General features: G+C 60.1%; 18 protein-coding genes and 1 pseudogene. 9 read left to right on the forward strand and 10 right to left on the reverse strand.

Annotated features, from left to right (window positions below):
* Positions 1-40 precede the first annotated feature (40 nt).
* The 4 genes from codA to BLU75_RS06465 all read right to left on the reverse strand — a co-directional run bounded on the left by codA (position 41) and on the right by BLU75_RS06465 (position 4,596).
* Positions 41-1,279, reverse strand: coding sequence for a cytosine deaminase (codA, locus tag BLU75_RS06450; protein ID WP_084377704.1), 1,239 nt, complete (start codon positions 1,277-1,279; stop codon positions 41-43).
* A 175-nt stretch (positions 1,280-1,454) separates the two neighbouring features.
* Positions 1,455-2,723, reverse strand: coding sequence for a cytosine permease (gene codB, locus BLU75_RS06455; RefSeq protein WP_084377706.1), 1,269 nt, complete (start codon positions 2,721-2,723; stop codon positions 1,455-1,457).
* Between the two features lie 360 nt (positions 2,724-3,083).
* Positions 3,084-3,440, reverse strand: coding sequence for a 6-carboxytetrahydropterin synthase QueD (gene queD / locus BLU75_RS06460; RefSeq protein ID WP_003190259.1), 357 nt, complete (start codon positions 3,438-3,440; stop codon positions 3,084-3,086).
* A 76-nt stretch (positions 3,441-3,516) separates the two neighbouring features.
* Complete coding sequence (locus tag BLU75_RS06465) at positions 3,517-4,596, reverse strand: patatin-like phospholipase family protein (RefSeq protein ID WP_084377708.1); 1,080 nt, start codon at positions 4,594-4,596, stop codon at positions 3,517-3,519.
* A gap of 158 nt (positions 4,597-4,754) precedes the next feature.
* Between BLU75_RS06465 and BLU75_RS06470 the strand changes: the two genes are divergently transcribed.
* Genes BLU75_RS06470 through BLU75_RS06485 form a run of 4 tightly spaced genes read left to right on the forward strand, consistent with a single transcriptional unit; the run spans position 4,755 to position 7,361 of the window.
* A complete protein-coding gene (locus BLU75_RS06470; RefSeq protein ID WP_084377710.1) occupies positions 4,755-5,063 on the forward strand; it encodes a PepSY domain-containing protein in 309 nt (102 codons plus the stop codon).
* Positions 5,063-5,377 (forward strand): PepSY domain-containing protein, encoded by a 315-nt coding sequence (locus BLU75_RS06475; protein ID WP_084377712.1) that lies wholly within the window; start codon positions 5,063-5,065, stop codon positions 5,375-5,377. Before BLU75_RS06470 ends, BLU75_RS06475 begins: the two co-directional genes overlap by 1 nt.
* A complete protein-coding gene (locus BLU75_RS06480; protein WP_084377714.1) occupies positions 5,377-6,045 on the forward strand; it encodes a response regulator transcription factor in 669 nt (222 codons plus the stop codon). The genes BLU75_RS06475 and BLU75_RS06480 overlap by 1 nt, the downstream gene beginning before the upstream one ends.
* The gene (locus tag BLU75_RS06485) at positions 6,042-7,361 is read left to right on the forward strand and encodes a sensor histidine kinase (RefSeq protein ID WP_084377716.1); all 1,320 of its coding nucleotides are present in this window, start codon (positions 6,042-6,044) and stop codon (positions 7,359-7,361) included. The genes BLU75_RS06480 and BLU75_RS06485 overlap by 4 nt, the downstream gene beginning before the upstream one ends.
* A 48-nt stretch (positions 7,362-7,409) precedes the next feature.
* Here BLU75_RS06485 and BLU75_RS28250 read toward each other — a convergent pair whose 3' ends face one another.
* Together BLU75_RS28250 and BLU75_RS28255 are read right to left on the reverse strand one after the other, a co-directional pair.
* Positions 7,410-8,165, reverse strand: coding sequence for a methyl-accepting chemotaxis protein (locus tag BLU75_RS28250; protein ID WP_373863638.1), 756 nt, complete (start codon positions 8,163-8,165; stop codon positions 7,410-7,412).
* 150 nt (positions 8,166-8,315) lie between these two features.
* A pseudogene (locus BLU75_RS28255) lies at positions 8,316-9,629 on the reverse strand (cache domain-containing protein); the annotation flags it as partial.
* Positions 9,630-9,809: 180 nt separating this feature from the next.
* On the opposite strand from BLU75_RS28255, the gene BLU75_RS06495 reads away from it, so the two are divergent.
* Complete coding sequence (locus BLU75_RS06495) at positions 9,810-11,129, forward strand: Na+/H+ antiporter family protein (RefSeq protein ID WP_165447426.1); 1,320 nt, start codon at positions 9,810-9,812, stop codon at positions 11,127-11,129.
* Positions 11,130-11,270: 141 nt separating this feature from the next.
* Entirely contained in the window at positions 11,271-12,950 is a 1,680-nt protein-coding gene (locus BLU75_RS06500; RefSeq protein WP_084377722.1) for a methyl-accepting chemotaxis protein, read from the forward strand.
* A gap of 81 nt (positions 12,951-13,031) precedes the next feature.
* On the opposite strand, the gene trhP is transcribed toward BLU75_RS06500, so the two are convergent.
* On the reverse strand, positions 13,032-14,351 hold the full coding sequence (trhP, locus tag BLU75_RS06505; protein ID WP_084377724.1) for a prephenate-dependent tRNA uridine(34) hydroxylase TrhP: 1,320 nt from the start codon (positions 14,349-14,351) through the stop codon (positions 13,032-13,034).
* Between the two features lie 162 nt (positions 14,352-14,513).
* On the opposite strand from trhP, the gene BLU75_RS06510 reads away from it, so the two are divergent.
* Positions 14,514-15,581 carry an AI-2E family transporter gene (locus BLU75_RS06510; RefSeq protein ID WP_084377726.1) on the forward strand — a complete coding sequence of 356 codons (1,068 nt, stop codon included), beginning with the start codon at positions 14,514-14,516 and terminating at the stop codon, positions 15,579-15,581.
* Here BLU75_RS06510 and BLU75_RS06515 read toward each other — a convergent pair.
* Both BLU75_RS06515 and BLU75_RS06520 read right to left on the reverse strand, forming a co-directional pair.
* Positions 15,578-15,757 (reverse strand): hypothetical protein, encoded by a 180-nt coding sequence (locus BLU75_RS06515; RefSeq protein WP_084377728.1) that lies wholly within the window; start codon positions 15,755-15,757, stop codon positions 15,578-15,580. The genes BLU75_RS06510 and BLU75_RS06515 overlap by 4 nt on opposite strands.
* 110 nt (positions 15,758-15,867) lie before the next feature.
* Positions 15,868-16,062, reverse strand: a complete 195-nt coding sequence (locus BLU75_RS06520; protein WP_084377730.1) for a hypothetical protein — start codon at positions 16,060-16,062, stop codon at positions 15,868-15,870.
* Between the two features lie 347 nt (positions 16,063-16,409).
* On the opposite strand from BLU75_RS06520, the gene BLU75_RS06525 reads away from it, so the two are divergent.
* Positions 16,410-17,228 (forward strand): shikimate 5-dehydrogenase, encoded by an 819-nt coding sequence (locus BLU75_RS06525; protein WP_084377732.1) that lies wholly within the window; start codon positions 16,410-16,412, stop codon positions 17,226-17,228.
* A gap of 66 nt (positions 17,229-17,294) precedes the next feature.
* On the opposite strand, the gene BLU75_RS06530 is transcribed toward BLU75_RS06525, so the two are convergent.
* Complete coding sequence (locus tag BLU75_RS06530) at positions 17,295-17,942, reverse strand: YceH family protein (RefSeq protein WP_084377734.1); 648 nt, start codon at positions 17,940-17,942, stop codon at positions 17,295-17,297.
* Positions 17,943-18,067: 125 nt separating this feature from the next.
* Between BLU75_RS06530 and BLU75_RS06535 the strand changes: the two genes are divergently transcribed.
* A complete protein-coding gene (locus tag BLU75_RS06535; RefSeq protein ID WP_084377736.1) occupies positions 18,068-18,577 on the forward strand; it encodes a DUF1993 domain-containing protein in 510 nt (169 codons plus the stop codon).
* The last annotated feature ends 58 nt before the right edge of the window (positions 18,578-18,635 follow it).

Consider the following 18,635-nt stretch of genomic DNA (forward strand, 5'->3'; position numbering starts at 1 on the left):
AGTCGTTCCTGCGCAGCGGGTATTTTCTGAAGCTGTTCGATTATTCCGAGAATGTCACCTGGGCCGGGCGCCGGGTCATCAATACCTTGCCCTCGCGAATTGAATACAGCGGCAAGCCTTGGCTACGAATCACTTCATAGTCACTTTCGGCTGACAGGATCAGCAGGTTGGCCGGACGCCCCGGCTCGAGTCCGTAGCGATCTCCCAACGCCATCGCCTTGGCGCTGTTGTCGGTGACCAGGTCCAGGGCACTCTGCAGATTGCGATAGCCGAGCATATGGCAGATATGCAGCCCGGCTTCCAGCACCCGCAGGATGTTGCCGTTGCCCAGCGGGTACCAGGGATCGACGATGGAATCCTGGCCGAAACAGACATTCATGCCGGCTTCCAGCAGTTCGTTGACACGGGTCACGCCACGGCGTTTCGGAAAATTGTCGAAGCGACCCTGCAAGTGAATGCTTTCGGTGGGGCAGGAGACAAAGCTGATGCCCGAGTGCCCCAGCAGGCGAAACAACTTGGCGCAGTAGGCATTGTCGTAAGAGCCCATGGCCGTGGTGTGGCTGGCGGTGACCCGACTGCCCATGTCGCGGCTGCGAGCTTCTTCGGCCAATACTTCAAGAAAGCGCGAGTGCGGGTCATCGGTTTCATCGCAATGCACATCCACCAGGCAACCGGTACGTTCGGCCAGGTCCATCAAGAACTTTACCGAACTGACACCCTGGTCGCGGGTGTACTCGAAGTGAGGAATGCCACCGATCACATCCGCGCCGAGGCGGATGGCTTCCTCCATCAGCTCCCGGCCGTTGCGATAAGATTCGATACCTTCCTGAGGGAAAGCGACGATTTGCAGGTCAATCAGGTGGCGGCTGTCCTGGCGTACTTCAAGCATGGCCTTGAGCGCGGTCAGGTCCGGATCAGTCACGTCGACGTGGGTACGCACGTGCTGGATACCATGGGCGGCCAAGGCCTGGATGGTCTTTTTGGCGCGGTTTTTGGTGTCTTCGTGGGTGATGGTGGCTTTGCGTTCTCCCCAGCACTCGATGCCCTCGAACAAGGTTCCACTCATGTTCCAGCGCGGTTCGCCGGCGGTGAGGGTGGCGTCGAGGTGAATGTGCGGCTCGACAAAGGGCGGCACTACCAGGTTGCCGGCAGCGTCCAGATCCTCTGGCCCCAGTGTTGGAGCGGTGGTTTGTCGAGCAATGCTGGCGATCCGACCATGTTCCAGGTGCAGATCATGCAGGCCTTCACGGTTGCGCAGGCGGGCGTTGATGATGTGCATGGGCAAGTTCCTCTTTGGCAAATAGCAATCAGGCAGGCAGCCACCAGATCATCGATGCGACGCCGATGTCCGGACGGTCATTGGGCTGTAGCCACCAGGTTATCATTGTCCGGAAACCGGATCCGCGCTGCCAGCCCGCAGGCACATGGGATCGGTACTAGCGTGGCCGTCAAGCTCATGCCTGGACGTCGGCCAGCGGCGTGCGCACGCGCAGGACCGCGGTCAGCACGATGTAGCTGAGCGACGCCGCGGCGATTCCCACCAGCGGTGCGACCCACGGCGAACTGAAGGCCAGTACCGTGCCGACGGCATACGCGATCAGCCCCGGCCAGTTGAACGCTGGCAAGCGTACATCGGCCAGCCGTGGATAGTGACCGCGATAGCGGTAAAAGAAGTCGGCCATGATCACCCCGCCAATCGGCGGAATCACTGTGCCGAGCAGGATCAGGTAGGGCACCAGCATGTCGTACATGCCCAGCAACGCCAGCAGGGTGCCGATCACGGCGCCGACCAGGGTCACGGTTTTGCGGCGTTTGGTGCGCAGCAGGTTGCAGCCGGCGACGGCGAAGTTATAGATGGTGTTGTCCTGGGTGCTCCAGATGTTGAGCAACAACATGGCCATTGCGGCCATGGCAAACCCTTGCAGCAGCAACACTTCCACCACATCCGGCTGCTGATAGACGATGGCGCCATAGGCACCGATCAGCACCATCAAGCCGTTACCGATAAAAAAGCCGATCAGGCTGGCCAGTATCGCCACCTTGGCCGAGCGGGAGAATCGCGTCCAGTTGGTGGCCTGGGTTGCGCCGCTGACAAAGGTGCCAAACACCAGGGTAATCGCCGTGGACAGATCCAACTGGGCCGTTGGTACGATCGCCAGCAACCCATCCAGCCCGCCGATTTTCACCGTGGCAACCCACATCGACAGTAACAGCAACAGGCCCATGGCCGGCACTGCGATGTATGAAAGGATTTCCAAACCGCGGTAGCCGACGTAGGCGGTGGCGCAAAACACCAGGCCGAACAGCACCATCAATGCCAGCACGCTGGTTTGGCTCAACTCACAATATTTGCCCAGCACCACGGCGGCGGTGGCCGTGCCCCAGGCATACCAGCCGATCTGGGTGAAGCCGAGGATCAGGTCGCTCAACTTGCTGCCCATTTCGCCAAAGCAAAAGCGCCCCATCAACACCGAGTTCAAACCGCTCTTGAAGGCGATGTAACCCAAGGCTGCGGCGTAGATACCCAACAGCAGGTTACCCAGGGCCACGACACCGAGCATTTGGGTAAAACTGAAGGCCACTCCCAACTTGCCGCCGGCGAACATGGTTGCGGTAAAAAACGTGAAGCCCAGCAGCACCATGGCCGTGGAGCCAAGGCTCTTGCGCGCGTGCATGGGCACTTCGCTGAGAGGGTAATCGTTGCCCGGTTCGTTCTGCGTCATGTGCCTGCCCCTGGAATGAGTGACGCAGGTCTTTGCAGCGTGCGTGCCAACTGCGTTTATCGCTGAACAGGCGGCAAGGCCGAACACCATCCTGTGGCGAGGGGGCTTGCCGCAATGCCGTTCAGTTAAGGTTTTTGTAGGAGCGAGCTTGCTCGCGAAGAACTTATAGGCGCCGCGTTTATTCAGGAAACACGCGTTATCGTTAACGTTTTTCGCGAGCAACGGCTAGGCGCCCCCTCGCCACAGGACAAGCCTATCGCCACAGAACGGTGCGTCGCTGATGCAAGTTGGTACATGGGAGGGCTTGCGCGCAGACAAAAAAACCACCGCAAGGGTGGTTTGATTGAGTCCGGCGCCGGCTCATTCGCCGCGATAGATACATCCACTGGTGCAGGTTTCATGAATGCGGATCGCACTGAGTTCCGGCAACAAAGGTTTCAACTCATTCCAGATCCATTTGGCCAGCACTTCGCTGGTGGGATTTTCCAGGCCTGGGATGTCATTGAGATAGTTGTGGTCCAGGCGTTCATACAGCGGCTTGAAGATCGCCTTGATCTCCGAGAAGTCACGGATCCAGCCGGTGTGCGGGTCAAGGTCGCCGCTCAGGTGAATAGCCACCTTGAATGAGTGACCATGCAGGCGCCCGCATTTGTGGCCTTCGGGCACGTGTGGCAGGCGGTGGGCGGACTCGAAAGTGAACTCTTTGAAAATTTCCACGGTGTTTTTCAGCTCGGTCAGTGTCTGGCAGGCGGCGAGTTTAACAGCTTGATTCGCCGCTGCGCAGAGCGGCTGATCAGAGGGGAACCAGGCGCTCGCCGAGACGGCCGTTATCGGCCAGTTCGAGGAACTCATCGCCCAGGCGCTGGCTTTCGCTCATTGCCGTTCGCCAGTACGTATTGCGGCGCGCGTCATCGCCGATGAAGCGCTTGAAGTCACTGCGGTCCGGCAGTTTGCCGTAAGGCAGGCGGGCGAGGTAATCCCGCGAGGGTGCCAGCAGCAAGACATTCTGCAAGCCTTGCTGGCTGCCTCGTCGCCACGGCAGGCTCTTGTCGAACCAGCCGGGGATCACCCGGTCAGTGAAGTGCGGGTACAGCACGATGTCTTCGCCGTGGTAGGGCAGGTCAAGGTGATAATCCAGCAGGCCACCGTCGCGGAACGTGCCGACCCCGGCGCCCGGCAAGTCGCGGACACCTTGCATGACCATCGGGATCGAGCCGGACGCCAACAATGCCTGGCGCAGATTGCCCACCTGCAGATCGAGGAAGCGCGATGGAAAATCCTGCAGCGGGTGCAGGGGAGGTGCCTGCCGCGGGTCGTGGATGATCAGTCGTTCAAAATGCCGGGACAGCCGCGCACGGCCGCGCAGATTGTCGGCAATCACAGATGACAAGCCCAGGCCCAGGCGTCCACGGTGATCGTCGGCCAGCAGACCGTGGCTTTTGACAACCATGATGTGCAATCGATAGTGAGGATTATCCAGCAGCGTGGCATCGCGCCCGGCCAGCAGGTCATCAAGCATGCGCTGGCAGCTCTGGCTGACCTCGGCCATGCTCACGCCTTTGGCAAAACGCTGTTCGTTGTACAGCCGGCCCAGGTCAAGCAGGCCTTGCACCGGATCGGGCAGGCAGGCGCTGGCAAACCGCCAGGAACCAATGGACGCACCGATCAGCGCGCGTTCGCGGGGTTCGCGCAGCAGCCAGTCGCCGAACAGCGCCAGGTCCAGGCCCTGGATACCCAAGGCTTTCGGACCGCCGGCGGCCCCCGGCAGAATGCCCACATCCGCGGGTTTCAAAGCCTGTTCGCGAATACGTGAAAAAGCGCGTTGGCCAGCCTTGAGTGTCAGCGCTGGGAACTTGATGTGGATGGCAGTCATACCGGTCTCTGTGGGAGCGAGCAGGGCAGTATAGGAAATTCGCCCCGATTGATGGCAAGGTGTGGCTGATAATTGCCATGGTGGCAATTCAGTTTCAGTTAAGTTGCAGCCGGTACTCTGGAGACCGTAGGAAAAACATCCTGAATTGGAGACACCTTATGAAAATCCTCACAGCATTCATCACCACCAGTATTATCGCCCTCTCCAGCGGTGTAGCCCAAGCCCGCGACCTGGGGCCGGACGAAGCGCTGAAACTGCGTGACGCTGGTACTATTCAGTCATTCGAGAAGCTCAATGCCACCGCCCTGGCCAAACACCCCGACGCCACGGTGATGGAAACCGAACTTGAAGAGGAATACGGCAAGTACCTTTACCAGGTCGAAATGCGCGATGCCCAAGGCATTGAGTGGGATCTGGAATTGGACGCTGTCAGCGGTCAAGTCCTCAAGGACCATCAGGATACGTAATGAAGGTAAATCTACGCACCAGCAGTCGATTGGCGCTGGTGCTCCTGGCATTTTGCTCGATGGTAGCCGCCCGGGACCTGAATCAGGATGAAGCCCTGGCGCTGCGCCAACAAGGCGTGATCCTGGCCCTTGAGCAACTGTTGCAGCAGGCCATGTCGCGTCATCCCGGGTCCAGGTTGCTGGAGGCGGAACTGGAAACCAAACACGGGCGTTACGTCTATGAAGTGGAGTTGGTGACCACCGAGGGTGTCGTGCGGGAAATCAAACTGGATGCGACCACCGGGGCGCTGCTTAAAGATGAGGAAGATGACTGATGCGCCTGCTTCTGGTGGAAGACCACGTCCCGCTGGCCGATGAGTTGATGGCCGGGCTCAATCGTCAAGGGTACGCCGTCGATTGGCTGGCGGATGGACGTGATGCGGTCTATCAGGGTCGCAGCGAACCGTATGACCTGATCATCCTCGACCTGGGGCTGCCCGGTTTGCCGGGGCTTGAGGTGTTGAGCCAGTGGCGTGCCGCCGCGCTGACCACCCCGGTGCTGATCCTGACGGCCCGTGACTCCTGGTCCGAGCGCATTGAAGGGCTCAAGGCCGGGGCAGATGATTACCTGAGCAAACCGTTTCACCCTGAAGAATTACACCTGCGTATCCAGGCCTTGTTGCGCCGCTCCCATGGTCAGGCCAACCAGCCGACCTTGCAGGCCGCCGGTTTGCATCTGGATGAAGGCCGGCAGTGCGTCATGCGTGAAGGTGACGAGGTGCAACTGACGGCCGCCGAGTTTCGACTGCTGCGCTATTTCATGCTGCACCCCGAACAGATCCTTTCGAAAAGCCACCTGGCCGAGCATTTGTACGATGGCGAGACCGAGCGCGATTCCAACGTATTGGAGGTCCACGTCAATCATCTGCGCCGCAAGCTCGGGCGCAGCGTGATTGAAACCCGGCGTGGCCAGGGTTATCGCTTCGGCGCCAATCCGACGTGAGGTCTATCCAGCGGCGGCTGAGCCTGGGCTTGATCAGCGTCATGCTGATCGTTGGCCTGGTGCTGGCGCAGACCAGTCTCTGGTTGTTCGAAATGGGCCTGCAACGCTATCTGGAGTCCGGCTTGCGCAACGACAGCGAGAACCTGCTGGTTGCGCTGGTGCGTGGCCCCAATGGTTTGCAGTTGGACGAGCAGCGCTTGTCCTCGGCCTATCAGCGGCCGTTCTCCGGGCATTATTTTCGGATCGACTTCAGCGACACGCACTGGCGCTCCCGTTCGCTGTGGGATCAGGAACTGCCACGCCTGCCCCATGCGGGCTTGAAGGGGAACCTGCAATTGGGGCCTGAAGGCCAGCAACTGCTGGTATTACGTTCGGACTACAAGCGTTTTGGCCAGTCGATTTCCATCAGCGTGGCCCAGGATTACACACCCGTCAGGGAGAGTTTTCGCTTGATGCGACAAATCGGCCTGGTCCTCGGCCTGTCCGCCTTGTTGCTGATTCTGATCCTGCAACGAATCACCGTGCGTCGGGCCCTGCGCCCACTGGAAACCGCCCGCGAACAGATCGCGCAACTGCAACAAGGCCAGCGCTCGCAACTGGATAACCAGGTGCCGGTGGAACTGGAACCGCTGGTGGCGCAGATCAACCACTTGCTGGCCCATACCGAAGACAGCCTCAAGCGCTCGCGCAATGCACTGGGCAATCTTGGCCACGCCTTGAAAACGCCGCTGGCGGTGCTGCTGAGCGTGGCGTCCAGCGAGCAGCTCAAGGAGCATCCGCAATTGGCCAGGTTGTTGCGTGAGCAGTTGACGCAGGTCCAGCAGCGTCTCAACCGTGAACTCAATCGCGCCCGCCTGGCCGGCGAGACCTTGCCGGGCGCCTTGTTCGACTGTGATGCTGAATTGCCAGGTTTGCTGGCGACCCTGAACATGATTCACGGCGAGCATCTGGACTTGAGTTACCACGTGAGCCCGGGCCTGCAATTGCCCTGGGACCGCGAGGATCTGCTGGAACTGCTCGGCAATCTGCTGGACAACGCCTGCAAATGGGCGGATGCCGAAGTGAGTGTGAGCATTCAGCCAACGCCGCAGCACTTTCAACTGGTTGTGGAGGACGACGGGCCGGGAATCCCCGAGACCCAGCGCGATCAGGTATTCAGTCGCGGCACCCGGCTGGATGAACAGACCGACGGCCATGGCCTGGGGCTGGGGATTGTGCGAGATATTGTCGACGTGTGGGGCGGGACGTTGCAATTGCGCGAAAGCGCGCTGGGCGGGCTCAAGGTGCTGATCGAGTTGCCCCGACGCCAAGCCTGAATTGCGCGGGTCACGCTTGCCGAGCGTGACCCGCGCTTAACCAGCGTCTCAAACCTTGAACTGGTCCATCAACCCTTGCTGCTGGTTGGCCAGGCTGTTGAGTGACTGGCTGACCCGCGCCGACTCATTGGCTTGGCCAGACAGCGACTCGGTGACGTCACGGATGGTCGCCACGTTATTGTTGATCTCTTCAGCCACGGCGCTTTGTTCCTCGGCGGCGCTGGCGATCTGCAGGTTCATGTCGCTGATCACCGTCACCGCTGCACCGATCTGGCGTAGCGCGGTCACGGCCTGACCCACCTGCTCGACACTGCCCTGCGCCTGGCGATGGCTGTTGCTCATGGCACCCACGACTTCCTGGGTGCCGGCTTGCAACTGTTCGATGACCTGACGGGTTTCTTCCACCGACTCCTGGGTGCGACGTGCCAGGTTGCGCACCTCGTCAGCCACCACCGCGAAACCACGACCGGCCTCACCGGCGCGGGCCGCTTCAATCGCGGCATTGAGGGCGAGCAAGTTGGTCTGTTCGGCAATCGCGCGAATCACTTCCAGGACTGAACCGATCTTCTCACTGTTGGCCGCCAGGCCTTCGACCTGAGTCATCGCCGTGCTCATGTCAGACGCCAAGTGACCGATGCTGGTGGTGGTGCGGTCGATCACTGTCAGTCCCTCGCGGGTCGCCTGATCGGCATCGCGGGCGGCCTGGGCCGCCTGGGCTGCACTGCGGGCCACATCCTGGGCGGTGGCGCTCATCTCGTGGGAAGCGGTGGCCACTTGATCCACCTGGCGGTATTGCTGCTCCATGCCGGCGCTGGTTTCGCTGGCGATGGCCGCCGATTGATCAGCAGTGCTGCGCGCGTCCTGGACCGAGCGTTTGACCTGGGCGATGGTCGGTTGCAACTTGTCGAGGAAGCGGTTGAACCAACTGGCCAGTTCGCCGAGTTCGTCGCGCTTGTCGTAGGTCAGGCGACGGGTCAGGTCGCCTTCGCCGCTGGCAATGTCTTCAAGCATGTGCGCCACGCCGAGGATAGGCCGGGTCACACTGCGAGCCATCAGCCACACCAGCAGCAAGCCAACAATGGCCGCCAGCAAACCCAGGCCGAGTTCCAGCAAGGTGCCTTTGGTATTGTCGGCATCCAGTTCGGCCTTGAGGGCCTCGGCCGGGCCGATCAGGACTTTTTCCGGTACATCGAGCAACACGCCCCATGGCTTGCCGTCGGGAATCGGCTGGAACGGCGCCAACACTTTGAGTTGCTGGTCAATACGCAAGCTGCGGGTCTGGGTGCCGTCGGCCAGGGCGCTGATCAACTGCGCGCCGCTGCGGGTGTCGACACTGTCCAGGCGCTGGCTGAGTTTGCTGGCATCCGGGCTATAGCCTGCCAGCAAACCCACCGGACTGATGATGCTGACACTGGTTTGACCGTCATACAGCTTCTGGCTGGCATTCTGGCTGACGGCCTGCAGACTGTTGAGGTTAATGTCCACCGACAGCGACGCGATGACTTTGCCGTCGACCGTCAACGGAAAGACGATGCTGGTCAACAGCACATTTTTCCCGTCGATCACATAGAAGTAGGGTTCGATTACACAGGGCTTGAGCGTGGTGCGCGGGCAAGTGAACCAGGTGTTGGCGTTCTCGCCGCTGGGGCCGATGCTGGTGTCGGACATGTCACTTTCGGGCAGCGCCATCGAGGTCAACGTGCCGGCGGTCGGCTGTGACCAGTAGAGGGCGAAGCGCCCCGTTTCGTTACTGCCCAACTCGTTCTGGCCGGCGAACAGTTCGTCCTTGCCATCCAGCGCATTGCTCTCGAACACCAGGGACAGGCCCAGCAGGTCCGGGTTGGCTTGCAGAGCGGCCTTGACCTGGCGGGTCAGGTCTTCGCGCAAGTCGAAGGCGTCGAGGAAGCGTTTCTCGGCTTGTTCGCGCAGGAACAGGACTTGGCGAGAGAAACCGTGGCCGTACTGATAGGCGTCCATGAATTGCTGGCGGATGGCCAAAGCCTGGACTTCACCCTGGGCTTCGATGCGGGCCTGAGCCGCGACGTCGAGCATCTGCATGCTGGATGCCTTGACCCGTTGCGAGCTCTGGTCCATGCGATACAGCGAAAGACCCACCAGCAGGGTCACGATCCCCAGCAGGCAAAGCCCTGCCAGGAGGGTGATTTTCCATTGAATGGACAACTGTCTGAGCGACATGGAGATCCTTAACCTTTCGATACGGCAGAAGTGTCCTACTGCATCGGCCGGACAGGTTTTTTCTTTATTCATACGGTCAATTGAATGCGTTGCGCGACGTCGTTCTTTGACATGACGCGCGACCTGCTGCAAAGTGCGCGCCCTCTAAGAAAGCTCCTTTTTTGCTGGCGTCCAGCCGTCGTTCCCTCGACGGACATGGCGCCGGCATGTGCGTTTTTTATCGTTTTCACGTTTTTGCCTGAGGTAACCATGATTAACGCAGTAATCGTCGCGGTCGGTACCATGCTGGTGCTCAGCCTGTCCCGCGTGCATGTGGTCATCGCGATCATCGTCGGCGCCCTGGTGGGGGGCTTGACCGGTGGCCTTGGCATTGACGCGACGCTCAAGGCGTTTAACAGCGGCTTGGGAGGTGGGGCCACAGTGGCGCTGTCTTACGCATTGCTGGGTGCTTTCGCTGTGGCGATCGCCAAGTCCGGGTTGGCGCATGCGTTGGCCGACAAGGCCTTGCTGCTGGTGGATCGCCAGGAGTCGGCGGGTGGCGGTCATATCAAATGGCTATTGATCGGCCTGCTGGGAACGGTGGCGATTGCCTCGCAGAACATCCTGCCGATCCATATCGCCTTTATCCCGCTGCTGGTGCCGCCACTGTTGTATGTACTCACCAAGTTGCAGCTGGACCGCCGCCTGATTGCCTGCGTGATGACGTTCGGCCTGATCACGCCCTACATGTTCCTGCCGGTCGGGTTCGGCAATATCTTCCTCAATCAGATCCTGCTGGCCAACGTCGCCAAAGGCGGCGTGGACATCAGCCAGGTCAACGTGACCCACGCCATGGGCATTCCGGCATTGGGCATGGTCTTTGGCTTGTTGGTGGCGGTGTTTTTCAGCTACCGCAAGAAGCGCGTCTATGACCTGAAGAAAATCGAACGGGTCGAACAGGTCGCGGTGCGCTACAACCCGCTGACGCTGCTGGTCGCCGGGGTGGCGATCGCTGCGGCGTTCATCATCCAGTTATGGCTGGACTCGATGATCATCGGCGCCCTGGCCGGCTTCCTGATCTTCTCGGTGTCGGGCATCGTGCGCTGGCGTGATACTGACGACTTGTTCACCGAAGGCATGAAGATGATGGCGATGATCGGCTTCATCATGATTGCCGCCTCAGGTTTTGCCGAAGTGCTCAAAGCTACCGGCCAGGTACAGACGCTGGTGCAGGCCTCTGCTGCCCTGATCGGCCACAGCCGTGGCGTGGGTGCGCTGCTGATGTTGCTGGTGGGCCTGTTGGTGACCATGGGCATTGGTTCGTCGTTCTCCACGGTGCCGATCCTTGCCGCGATTTTCGTACCCTTGTGCCTGCAGCTCGGTTTCAGCCCGCTGGCCATCGTGTGTATCGTCGGCACCGCGGGCGCCTTGGGGGATGCCGGGTCTCCAGCGTCGGATTCCACGCTGGGCCCGACCTCGGGTTTGAATATCGATGGTCAGCATCACCATATCTGGGACACCGTGGTCCCGACGTTCCTGCATTACAACCTGCCGTTGCTGGTGTTCGGCTGGTTTGCCGCGATGGTCCTGTAATCTGCTCCCTGTCCCGTGCATAGGCGGGGACAGGCTTGGCGGTCATCGCCAGCGATGACCGCCGGGCAACCCTCGGGCGCCTACAGTTTTCTCTCCCCTGGCCGTTAACCTCTTAACGCCGTCTTATAAGAGAGAGAATCCATGCGTCTTAGTCTGAAGGCCAAAGTACTGTCCCTTGCCGTGCTGCCTGTGCTGTTGTTTGCCGTGGTCATCAGCCTGACCACGGTGTGGATACTCAAGGAGCAGGCCAGGACCGAGGTCGAAGAAACCCGTGAACGCCTGCTCAACGATGCCAAGAGCACCCTGAAAAGCTATGTAGAAGTGGCCATGACTACGATCAAGCCGCTTTACGACGCCGCCGCGCCAGGTGATACGGCGGCGCGGGCGCAGGTGGTCAAGTTGCTGTCCAACACCTCCTACGGCAAGGACGGTTATTTCTTCGGCTACGATTCCGAGACCATTCGCCTGTTCAAGGGCAACAGCCCGGATGGCTTAGGCAAGAGCTTCAAGGACAATCGTGATCCCAACGGTGTCTACGTCAACGTCGGCCTGGTGAAAGTCGCCAAGGACGGCACTCACTACTTGCAATACAGTTCGACGCTGCCAGGGCAAACGGAACTGGTGCCCAAGCTTGGTTATACCGAATACCTGCCCAAGTGGGACATGGTGATTGGTACGTCGGTCAACCTGGACGGCATCGAAGCGCTGGTGGCCGAGGTGCAAGCCAAAGTCAACGACCGCATGGAAGGGGTGTTGCTGAGCATCGTCGGCATCGCGCTGGTGCTGTTGGTGGTGATTGCTGCTGTCGGTATGCTGCTGGCCAATACCATTTTGCGGCCGCTGCACTTGATGAAAACCAATCTCGACGACATCGCCGCCGGCGAAGGCGACTTGACCCGCCGCCTGGCAATCACTAGCCAGGACGAACTGGGCGAGCTGGCGGGCTCGTTCAACCGTTTTGTCGACAAGATTCACGGCCTGGTGCGCCAGATTACCGAAATGACCTCGCAACTCACGGGGCTGGTGGGCCAGGTTTCCGAACAGGCCCAGCGCTCGGAACAGGCCATGGAGCGCCAGCGTCACGAGACCGATCAAGTGGCGACGGCAATCAACGAAATGTCTTCCGCGGCCCATGAAGTTGCGCGCAGTGCCCAGGGCGCGGCGGTGGCGGCGCAGCAGACCGATGTCGAGGGCCAGACCGCCAAGCGCGTGGTGGATGGCAGCATTGCGCAGATTCACGCGCTGGTGAACGACATTCGCAGCAGCGGTGTGTCGCTGGACAGCCTGCAGCAGGACGTTTCCTCGATTGTCAGCGTGCTTGGGGTGATTCGCTCGATTGCCGAGCAAACCAATCTGCTGGCCCTCAACGCAGCCATTGAAGCGGCGCGTGCGGGTGAAGCCGGGCGCGGGTTTGCGGTGGTGGCCGATGAAGTGCGCGCGCTGGCCAGCCGTACCCAGCAAAGCACCCAGGAAATCCAGGGCATGATCGACCGCCTGCAAAAAGGCACCGAGGCGGCCGTGGAGTCCATGCACCGTTCCAGCGATGCCGGTGACGGCACCTCAGCCAAAGCCAACGAAGCCGGGGCGTCCCTCGACACCATGGCGCAGTTGATCGGCACCATCAACTCGATGAACGCGCAGATTGCCAGCGCCGCCGAGGAACAAACTGCGGTGGCCGAAGAGATCAACCGCAGCGTGCATCAGATTGCCGTCGCGGTGGATAGCATGGCGGACGAGACCCAGCAGGGTGCGCAGACGTCTCGCAGCCTGGCGGATCTGGGGCAGCGGTTGGGGCAGTTGGTGGGGCAGTTCAAGATCTGATCGTTTCAAGACAGGGGCGGGTTGGGTCCATATCACGGTGGATATGAACCTGACCCAACCCCCGGGGTCCCCGATAACCCGCTAAACATCGCGCATCAACAACCCGAACCGCACCTCCATCTCCAGTGGAACCGGCACATATACCGTGTGCCCGTCCCCCGGTGCCACGTCGATGGCTTCGCCCTTGGCGTTGCACATCCTTCCCAGATCAAAATGAAAATTTCCCGCCGGCGTCATCAACTCCAGGTGATTGCCCACGGCAAAGCGGTTCTTCACCTTGACCTCGGCCAACTCGCCACGCCGTTCGCCGGTCAACTCACCGACAAACTGCTGGCGCTCCGAGACTGAGCTGCCGTTCTGGTAATTCTGGTACTCGTCGTGTACATGACGGCGCAGGAAACCTTCGGTGTAGCCACGCTGGGCCAGGGATTCCAGATCAGTCATCAGGCTGCGATCGAATGCGCGACCCGCGACTGCATCATCAATCGCCCTGCGGTACACCTGGGTGGTCCGTGCGACATAGAAGTGTGATTTGGTGCGGCCTTCAATCTTCAGCGAATACACGCCAATGCGAGTCAGGCGCTCGACATGTTGCACCGCTCGCAGGTCCTTGGCGTTCATGATGTAGGTGCCGTGTTCGTCCTCGAAGGCTGGCATTTGTTCGTCCGGGCGGTTGGCCTCGCGCAGCAGAAACACCTGCTCGGTGGGAGCGCCCAGACCCAGCGTCGGTTCGGCTGGGTAGTGCTGGACGATATCGCCCGCGGCGTTCTCCACGGCAGGCGTGGCCTGGTACTTCCAGCGGCAGGCATTGGTACAGCTGCCTTGATTGGCATCGCGTTTGTTCATATAGCCCGAGAGCAGGCAGCGGCCAGAGTAGGCCATGCACAAGGCACCGTGGACAAACACTTCCAGCTCCATGGCGGGCACCTGTTGACGGATCTCGGCGATTTCTTCGAGGGACAGCTCCCGGGACAGGATGATCCGGCAGACGCCTTGCTGCTGCCAGAACTCGACGCTGGCCCAGTTCACCGTGTTGGCCTGCACCGACAGGTGAATGGGCATCTGCGGGAAGTGCCGGCGCACCAGCATGATCAAGCCCGGGTCGGACATGATCAGCGCGTCCGGGCCCATTGCGATGACGGGCTCCAGGTCCTTGAGGAAGGTTTTCAGCTTGGCGTTGTGCGGCGCGATATTGACCACCACATAGAAGCGTTTGCCTTGGGCGTGGGCTTCGTCGATGCCCAAGGCCAGGTTGGCGTGGTCAAACTCGTTGTTGCGCACGCGCAAGCTGTAGCGCGGCTGGCCGGCGTAGACCGCATCGGCGCCGTAGGCGAAGGCGTAGCGCATGTTTTTCAGGGTGCCGGCGGGGGCGAGCAGTTCAGGGGCGAGGACAGGCAACATGGGGGCTTCGATCGCAAAAGGGCGGCAGTGTAGTGGAGGCCTGTGCGGGCGCTATTGATCTGGGTCTACGCTGTATAAAAAAGACGGCACTCCCGGGATTTGCGGTGGACTAAGCAACAGGACGCGATTGGGCGTCCTGCATTTTTACGGCATGGATCGGACATGAACCAAACGAATCTGCAATTCAAAACCTTGCTGTTGCTTCTGGCCCTGGTGACCATCGCCTTTATCTGGATTATGTTGCCGTTCTACGGTGCGGTGTTCTGGGCGGTTATCCTGGGAATCATCTTTGCGCCCATGCAACGGCGCTTGCAGCTCAAGTTTGGCTGGAACCGCAACTTGACGTCGCTCTGTACCTTGACGGTATGCCTGGTGATCGCCATTTTGCCGGTGATCATCACCAGTGCCCTGCTGGTTCAGGAAGGGGCGACGCTGTACAAGAACATCGAAAGCGGCAAACTGGACATTGCGAGCTATATCGATCAGTTCAAGAGCATCCTGCCGCCGTATTTCCAGCATCTGCTGGACCGCTTCGGCATGGGCAACCTGGAAGGGCTGAGGGAAAAAATCGTCAAGGGCGCCATGCAGGGCAGCCAGTTCTTCGCCACTCAGGCGTTCAGTTTTGGCCAGGGCACCTTTGAGTTTCTGGTGAGCTTTTTCATCATGCTGTATCTGCTGTTCTTCCTCCTGCGCGACGGCCCCGAGCTGGTGCGCAAGGTGCGCACCGCAGTACCGCTGGCCGAACCGCAGAAGCGTCGCCTGCAGCTCAAGTTCAATCGGGTGGTGCGCGCCACGGTCAAGGGCAACGTGTTGGTGGCCGTGACCCAGGGTGCGCTGGGAGGCCTGATTTTCTGGTTTCTGGATATCCCCAGCGCCTTGCTCTGGGCGGTGCTGATGGCCTTTTTGTCGTTGCTGCCGGCAGTGGGGGCGGGAATTGTCTGGGGGCCTGTGGCGGCGTATTTCCTGCTCAGTGGCGCGATCTGGCAAGGCGTGGTGCTGGTCTCCTTCGGGGTATTGGTGATCGGGCTGGTGGACAACGTGCTGCGTCCGATCCTGGTGGGCAAGGATACCAAGATGCCCGATTACCTGATTTTGATCTCGACACTGGGCGGCCTGTCGATCTTTGGCCTCAACGGTTTTGTGATCGGGCCGCTGATTGCCGCGTTATTTATCTCCAGTTGGGGGCTGTTTGTCGAAACCAAACCCCGCGCGCGGCTGCCGTTGCCCTAGGCGTCGAAACGATGGGCGATCTGGCGTGACAGGGCCTGGGCGTCGGGGAGCGAGGTGAGGGGGCCGCTGATAGGCTCGCCGTCCTCCACCAGATACCAGCAGGCGAGCAGACCCAGTTCCCGAAGTGAGGCGGGGACCGCGCTGCCGATGACGGACATGATTTGAATAGTGGGCATATCTACCTCCAGTGCGTTCTGGAGGTCACCTTACGGTTTGCGTGCGATCAAGAAAAATCAACCTGCTCGATAGTCGACATCATTGTTATCGAGACAACGCTGGCCTGCGATCAGTCAACCACCTGATCAAGCATGCTCAGCACTTCCTGTTCATTGAGCAGGCCCTTGCGGACCAGGTTTTCTGCCAGCAATGAGAGGAACTTGGCGCTGCGATGGCCTTCCAGGTGCTTGAGTTCGGTCAAGGCGCTGTAGACCTTGCTGGAGGTGTAAAGACCGGCGGTACGGTGTGGATTCTGCGTGGGCATGCTGGGGCGTCCTTATTGTTATGGCCTGTTAGGGGTGGACAGTTTTGATAGTGAGAGTGTGATGTGACACAAACATGACAGTGCACACCCGCATTGGGCAAGTACACAGTGATTCACAGAGTGGCGGATTTAATCGCAGCCGTTATTCCCATAACGACCTCGACGAGATTTATTCAGACTATCGAACCCAAAAAAGCTGCGCCGGACTACCTGCCGCGATGCAAGCAACAGGCTCAAGGATTGTCGCGCAGGTACTTTTAAGACAACGTGTATCCCCAAAACCGCCCGCCTGCGGGGTAAAGGTTGTGTAAGGTCCGTTTCGAGTTGCTTACTTCAAGGAGTCACCCATGCTGATGAACCCCAACCGGGACACCCAACTGTGCATGTCGCTGTCGGCGCGTCCCGGGAATTTTGGCCTGCGTTTTCACAATCACCTGTATGAGCAATTGGGGCTTAATTTTTACTACAAAGCGTTCAGCAGTCGGGATTTGCCGGGGGCCGTGAGCGGTATCCGCGCGTTGGGTATTCGCGGTTGTGGCGTGTCGATGCCGTTCAAGGAAGCCTGCATTGAGCTAGTGGATGAGCTGGACGATTCGGCCCGCGCCATCGCTTCAATCAACACCATCGTCAATACCGACGGGCATCTCAAGGCGTACAACACCGATTACATTGCCGTCGAGCAACTGCTGAAAAAGCATGCGGTACCTCAGGATTCTACGTTCGCCCTGCGTGGCAGCGGCGGCATGGCCAAGGCCGTGGCCAGTGCCTTGCGCGACGGTGGCTACGCCAATGGCCTGATTGTCGCCCGCAACGAAGCGACCGGCAGGGCCTTGGCGCAGAGCCTGGGGTACGAATGGCAAGCCGAGATGGGCGCTGCACGGCCACAAATGCTGATCAATGTGACGCCTATCGGTATGACCGGCGGCGCGGAAGCTGACGAGTTGGCGTTTGAGGATGAAGCGATCGAGGCGGCGGATACGCTGTTTGATGTGGTGGCGATCCCCGCCGAAACACCATTGATCGTGCGCGGTCGCGCCACGGGCAAACGGGTGATTACCGGCCTTGAAGTGATTGCAATCCAGGCCCTGGAGCAATTTGTGCTGTATACCGGGGTAAGGCCCACGGCTGAGCAGTTCCAGGCAGCGGTGGCGTTTGCACGACAATAAAGACCTCGACAGCCGCTACGGCGCGAAATGTGCGCTTGTTCGGCGCGGTTCAATGCGGGCTGAGTCTTATTCGAGACGCGAAAGACGTTCTTCCAGCGCCGCAATCCGCGCTTCCAGCTCTTCGATGCGCTCCAGTGAAACCGCGCTGCCAGCACTGCGTTCCGGCGGATTGCCACGGGCGGCGAGGATCGCTTCGATATCCGCCGGATCGCCCAGGGCATGGGTGTAGCGGTCTTCACGCTGACCCGCTTGCTTGGGCACCAGTACCGCCAGGTCGCGGGCGATCAGGCGTTCCAGTTGATGCACGACCTGCTCGGCGTCTTCAAAGTCATGCATGCGGCCGCTGCGGGTCAGCAGTTCGTTGACGGTCTGTGGACCGCGCAGAAACAGCAGCCCGCTGAGAATCACTTGGGCGGGGACCAGTTCCAGGGCCTTGTCGACCCGGTGTTCCCAGCGGTCAGCGCGGCTGCCCATCACCAGCCTGGTAAACCCGCGACCTTCCAGGGCTCGCAAGCTCTGGCCGACCTGGCCCTGGCTGAGGTTCATCACCGGTTCCCGGCTGGTTTTCTGGTTACAGGCCAGCACCAGGGCGTTGAGGGTCAGCGGGTAGGTTTCCGGGTGGGTGGCCTGTTTCTCGATCAGGCACCCCAAAACGCGAATTTCCGTGCTGTTAAGGCGTGGCTCGGAGGAGGAGGTGTCGTGCTCGGTGGTCATCGCGTTTTCCCTATGCAGTGAGCCCACTAGCCTAATCCTGAAAAAATAAAAGACAAGCGGCACGGGTGGCTGGCATGCCTATAATTGCGCCTGATTCAAACCCTGCCACAACTGTCGAGACTGTCATGACTATTTCCCTGTACGCCGCTTCTCTCCCGGTCTTCAAGCAAATGCTCAACGCCCTGAGCGATGTGCTGAACAAGGCCGAAGCCCACGCCACCGCCAAGAACATCGAGCCCAACGCCTTGCTGCAAGCCCGCTTGTTCCCTGACATGTTCCCGCTGATGCGCCAGGTCCAGATCGCCGTGGACTTCGCCAAGGGCGTGTCTGCGCGTCTGGCCGAGATCGATGTGCCGAAATACGATGACGACCAAGTCACCTTTGCCGACCTGCAAGCGCTGATCGCCAAGGTCCTGGCGTTTATCGACACGATCACCCCGGCGCAGATCGACGGCAAGGAAGGCATCGAAATCGTTACCCGTCCTGGCACGCCGAAAGAAAAACGCTTCACCGGCCAGTCTTACCTGCTGACTTACGGCCTGCCGCAGTTCTTCTTCCACGTCACCACCACCTATGCGCTGCTGCGTCACAACGGTGTGGAAGTGGGCAAGCGCGACTACATGGGCGCGTTCTAACCCGCACAAAAAAAGCCCGGACGGTTCTTCGCGGAACCGTCCGGGCTTTTTTATTCAC

Origin of the sequence: Pseudomonas mucidolens, assembly GCF_900106045.1 — a bacterium.
Lineage (GTDB): Bacteria > Pseudomonadota > Gammaproteobacteria > Pseudomonadales > Pseudomonadaceae > Aquipseudomonas > Aquipseudomonas mucidolens.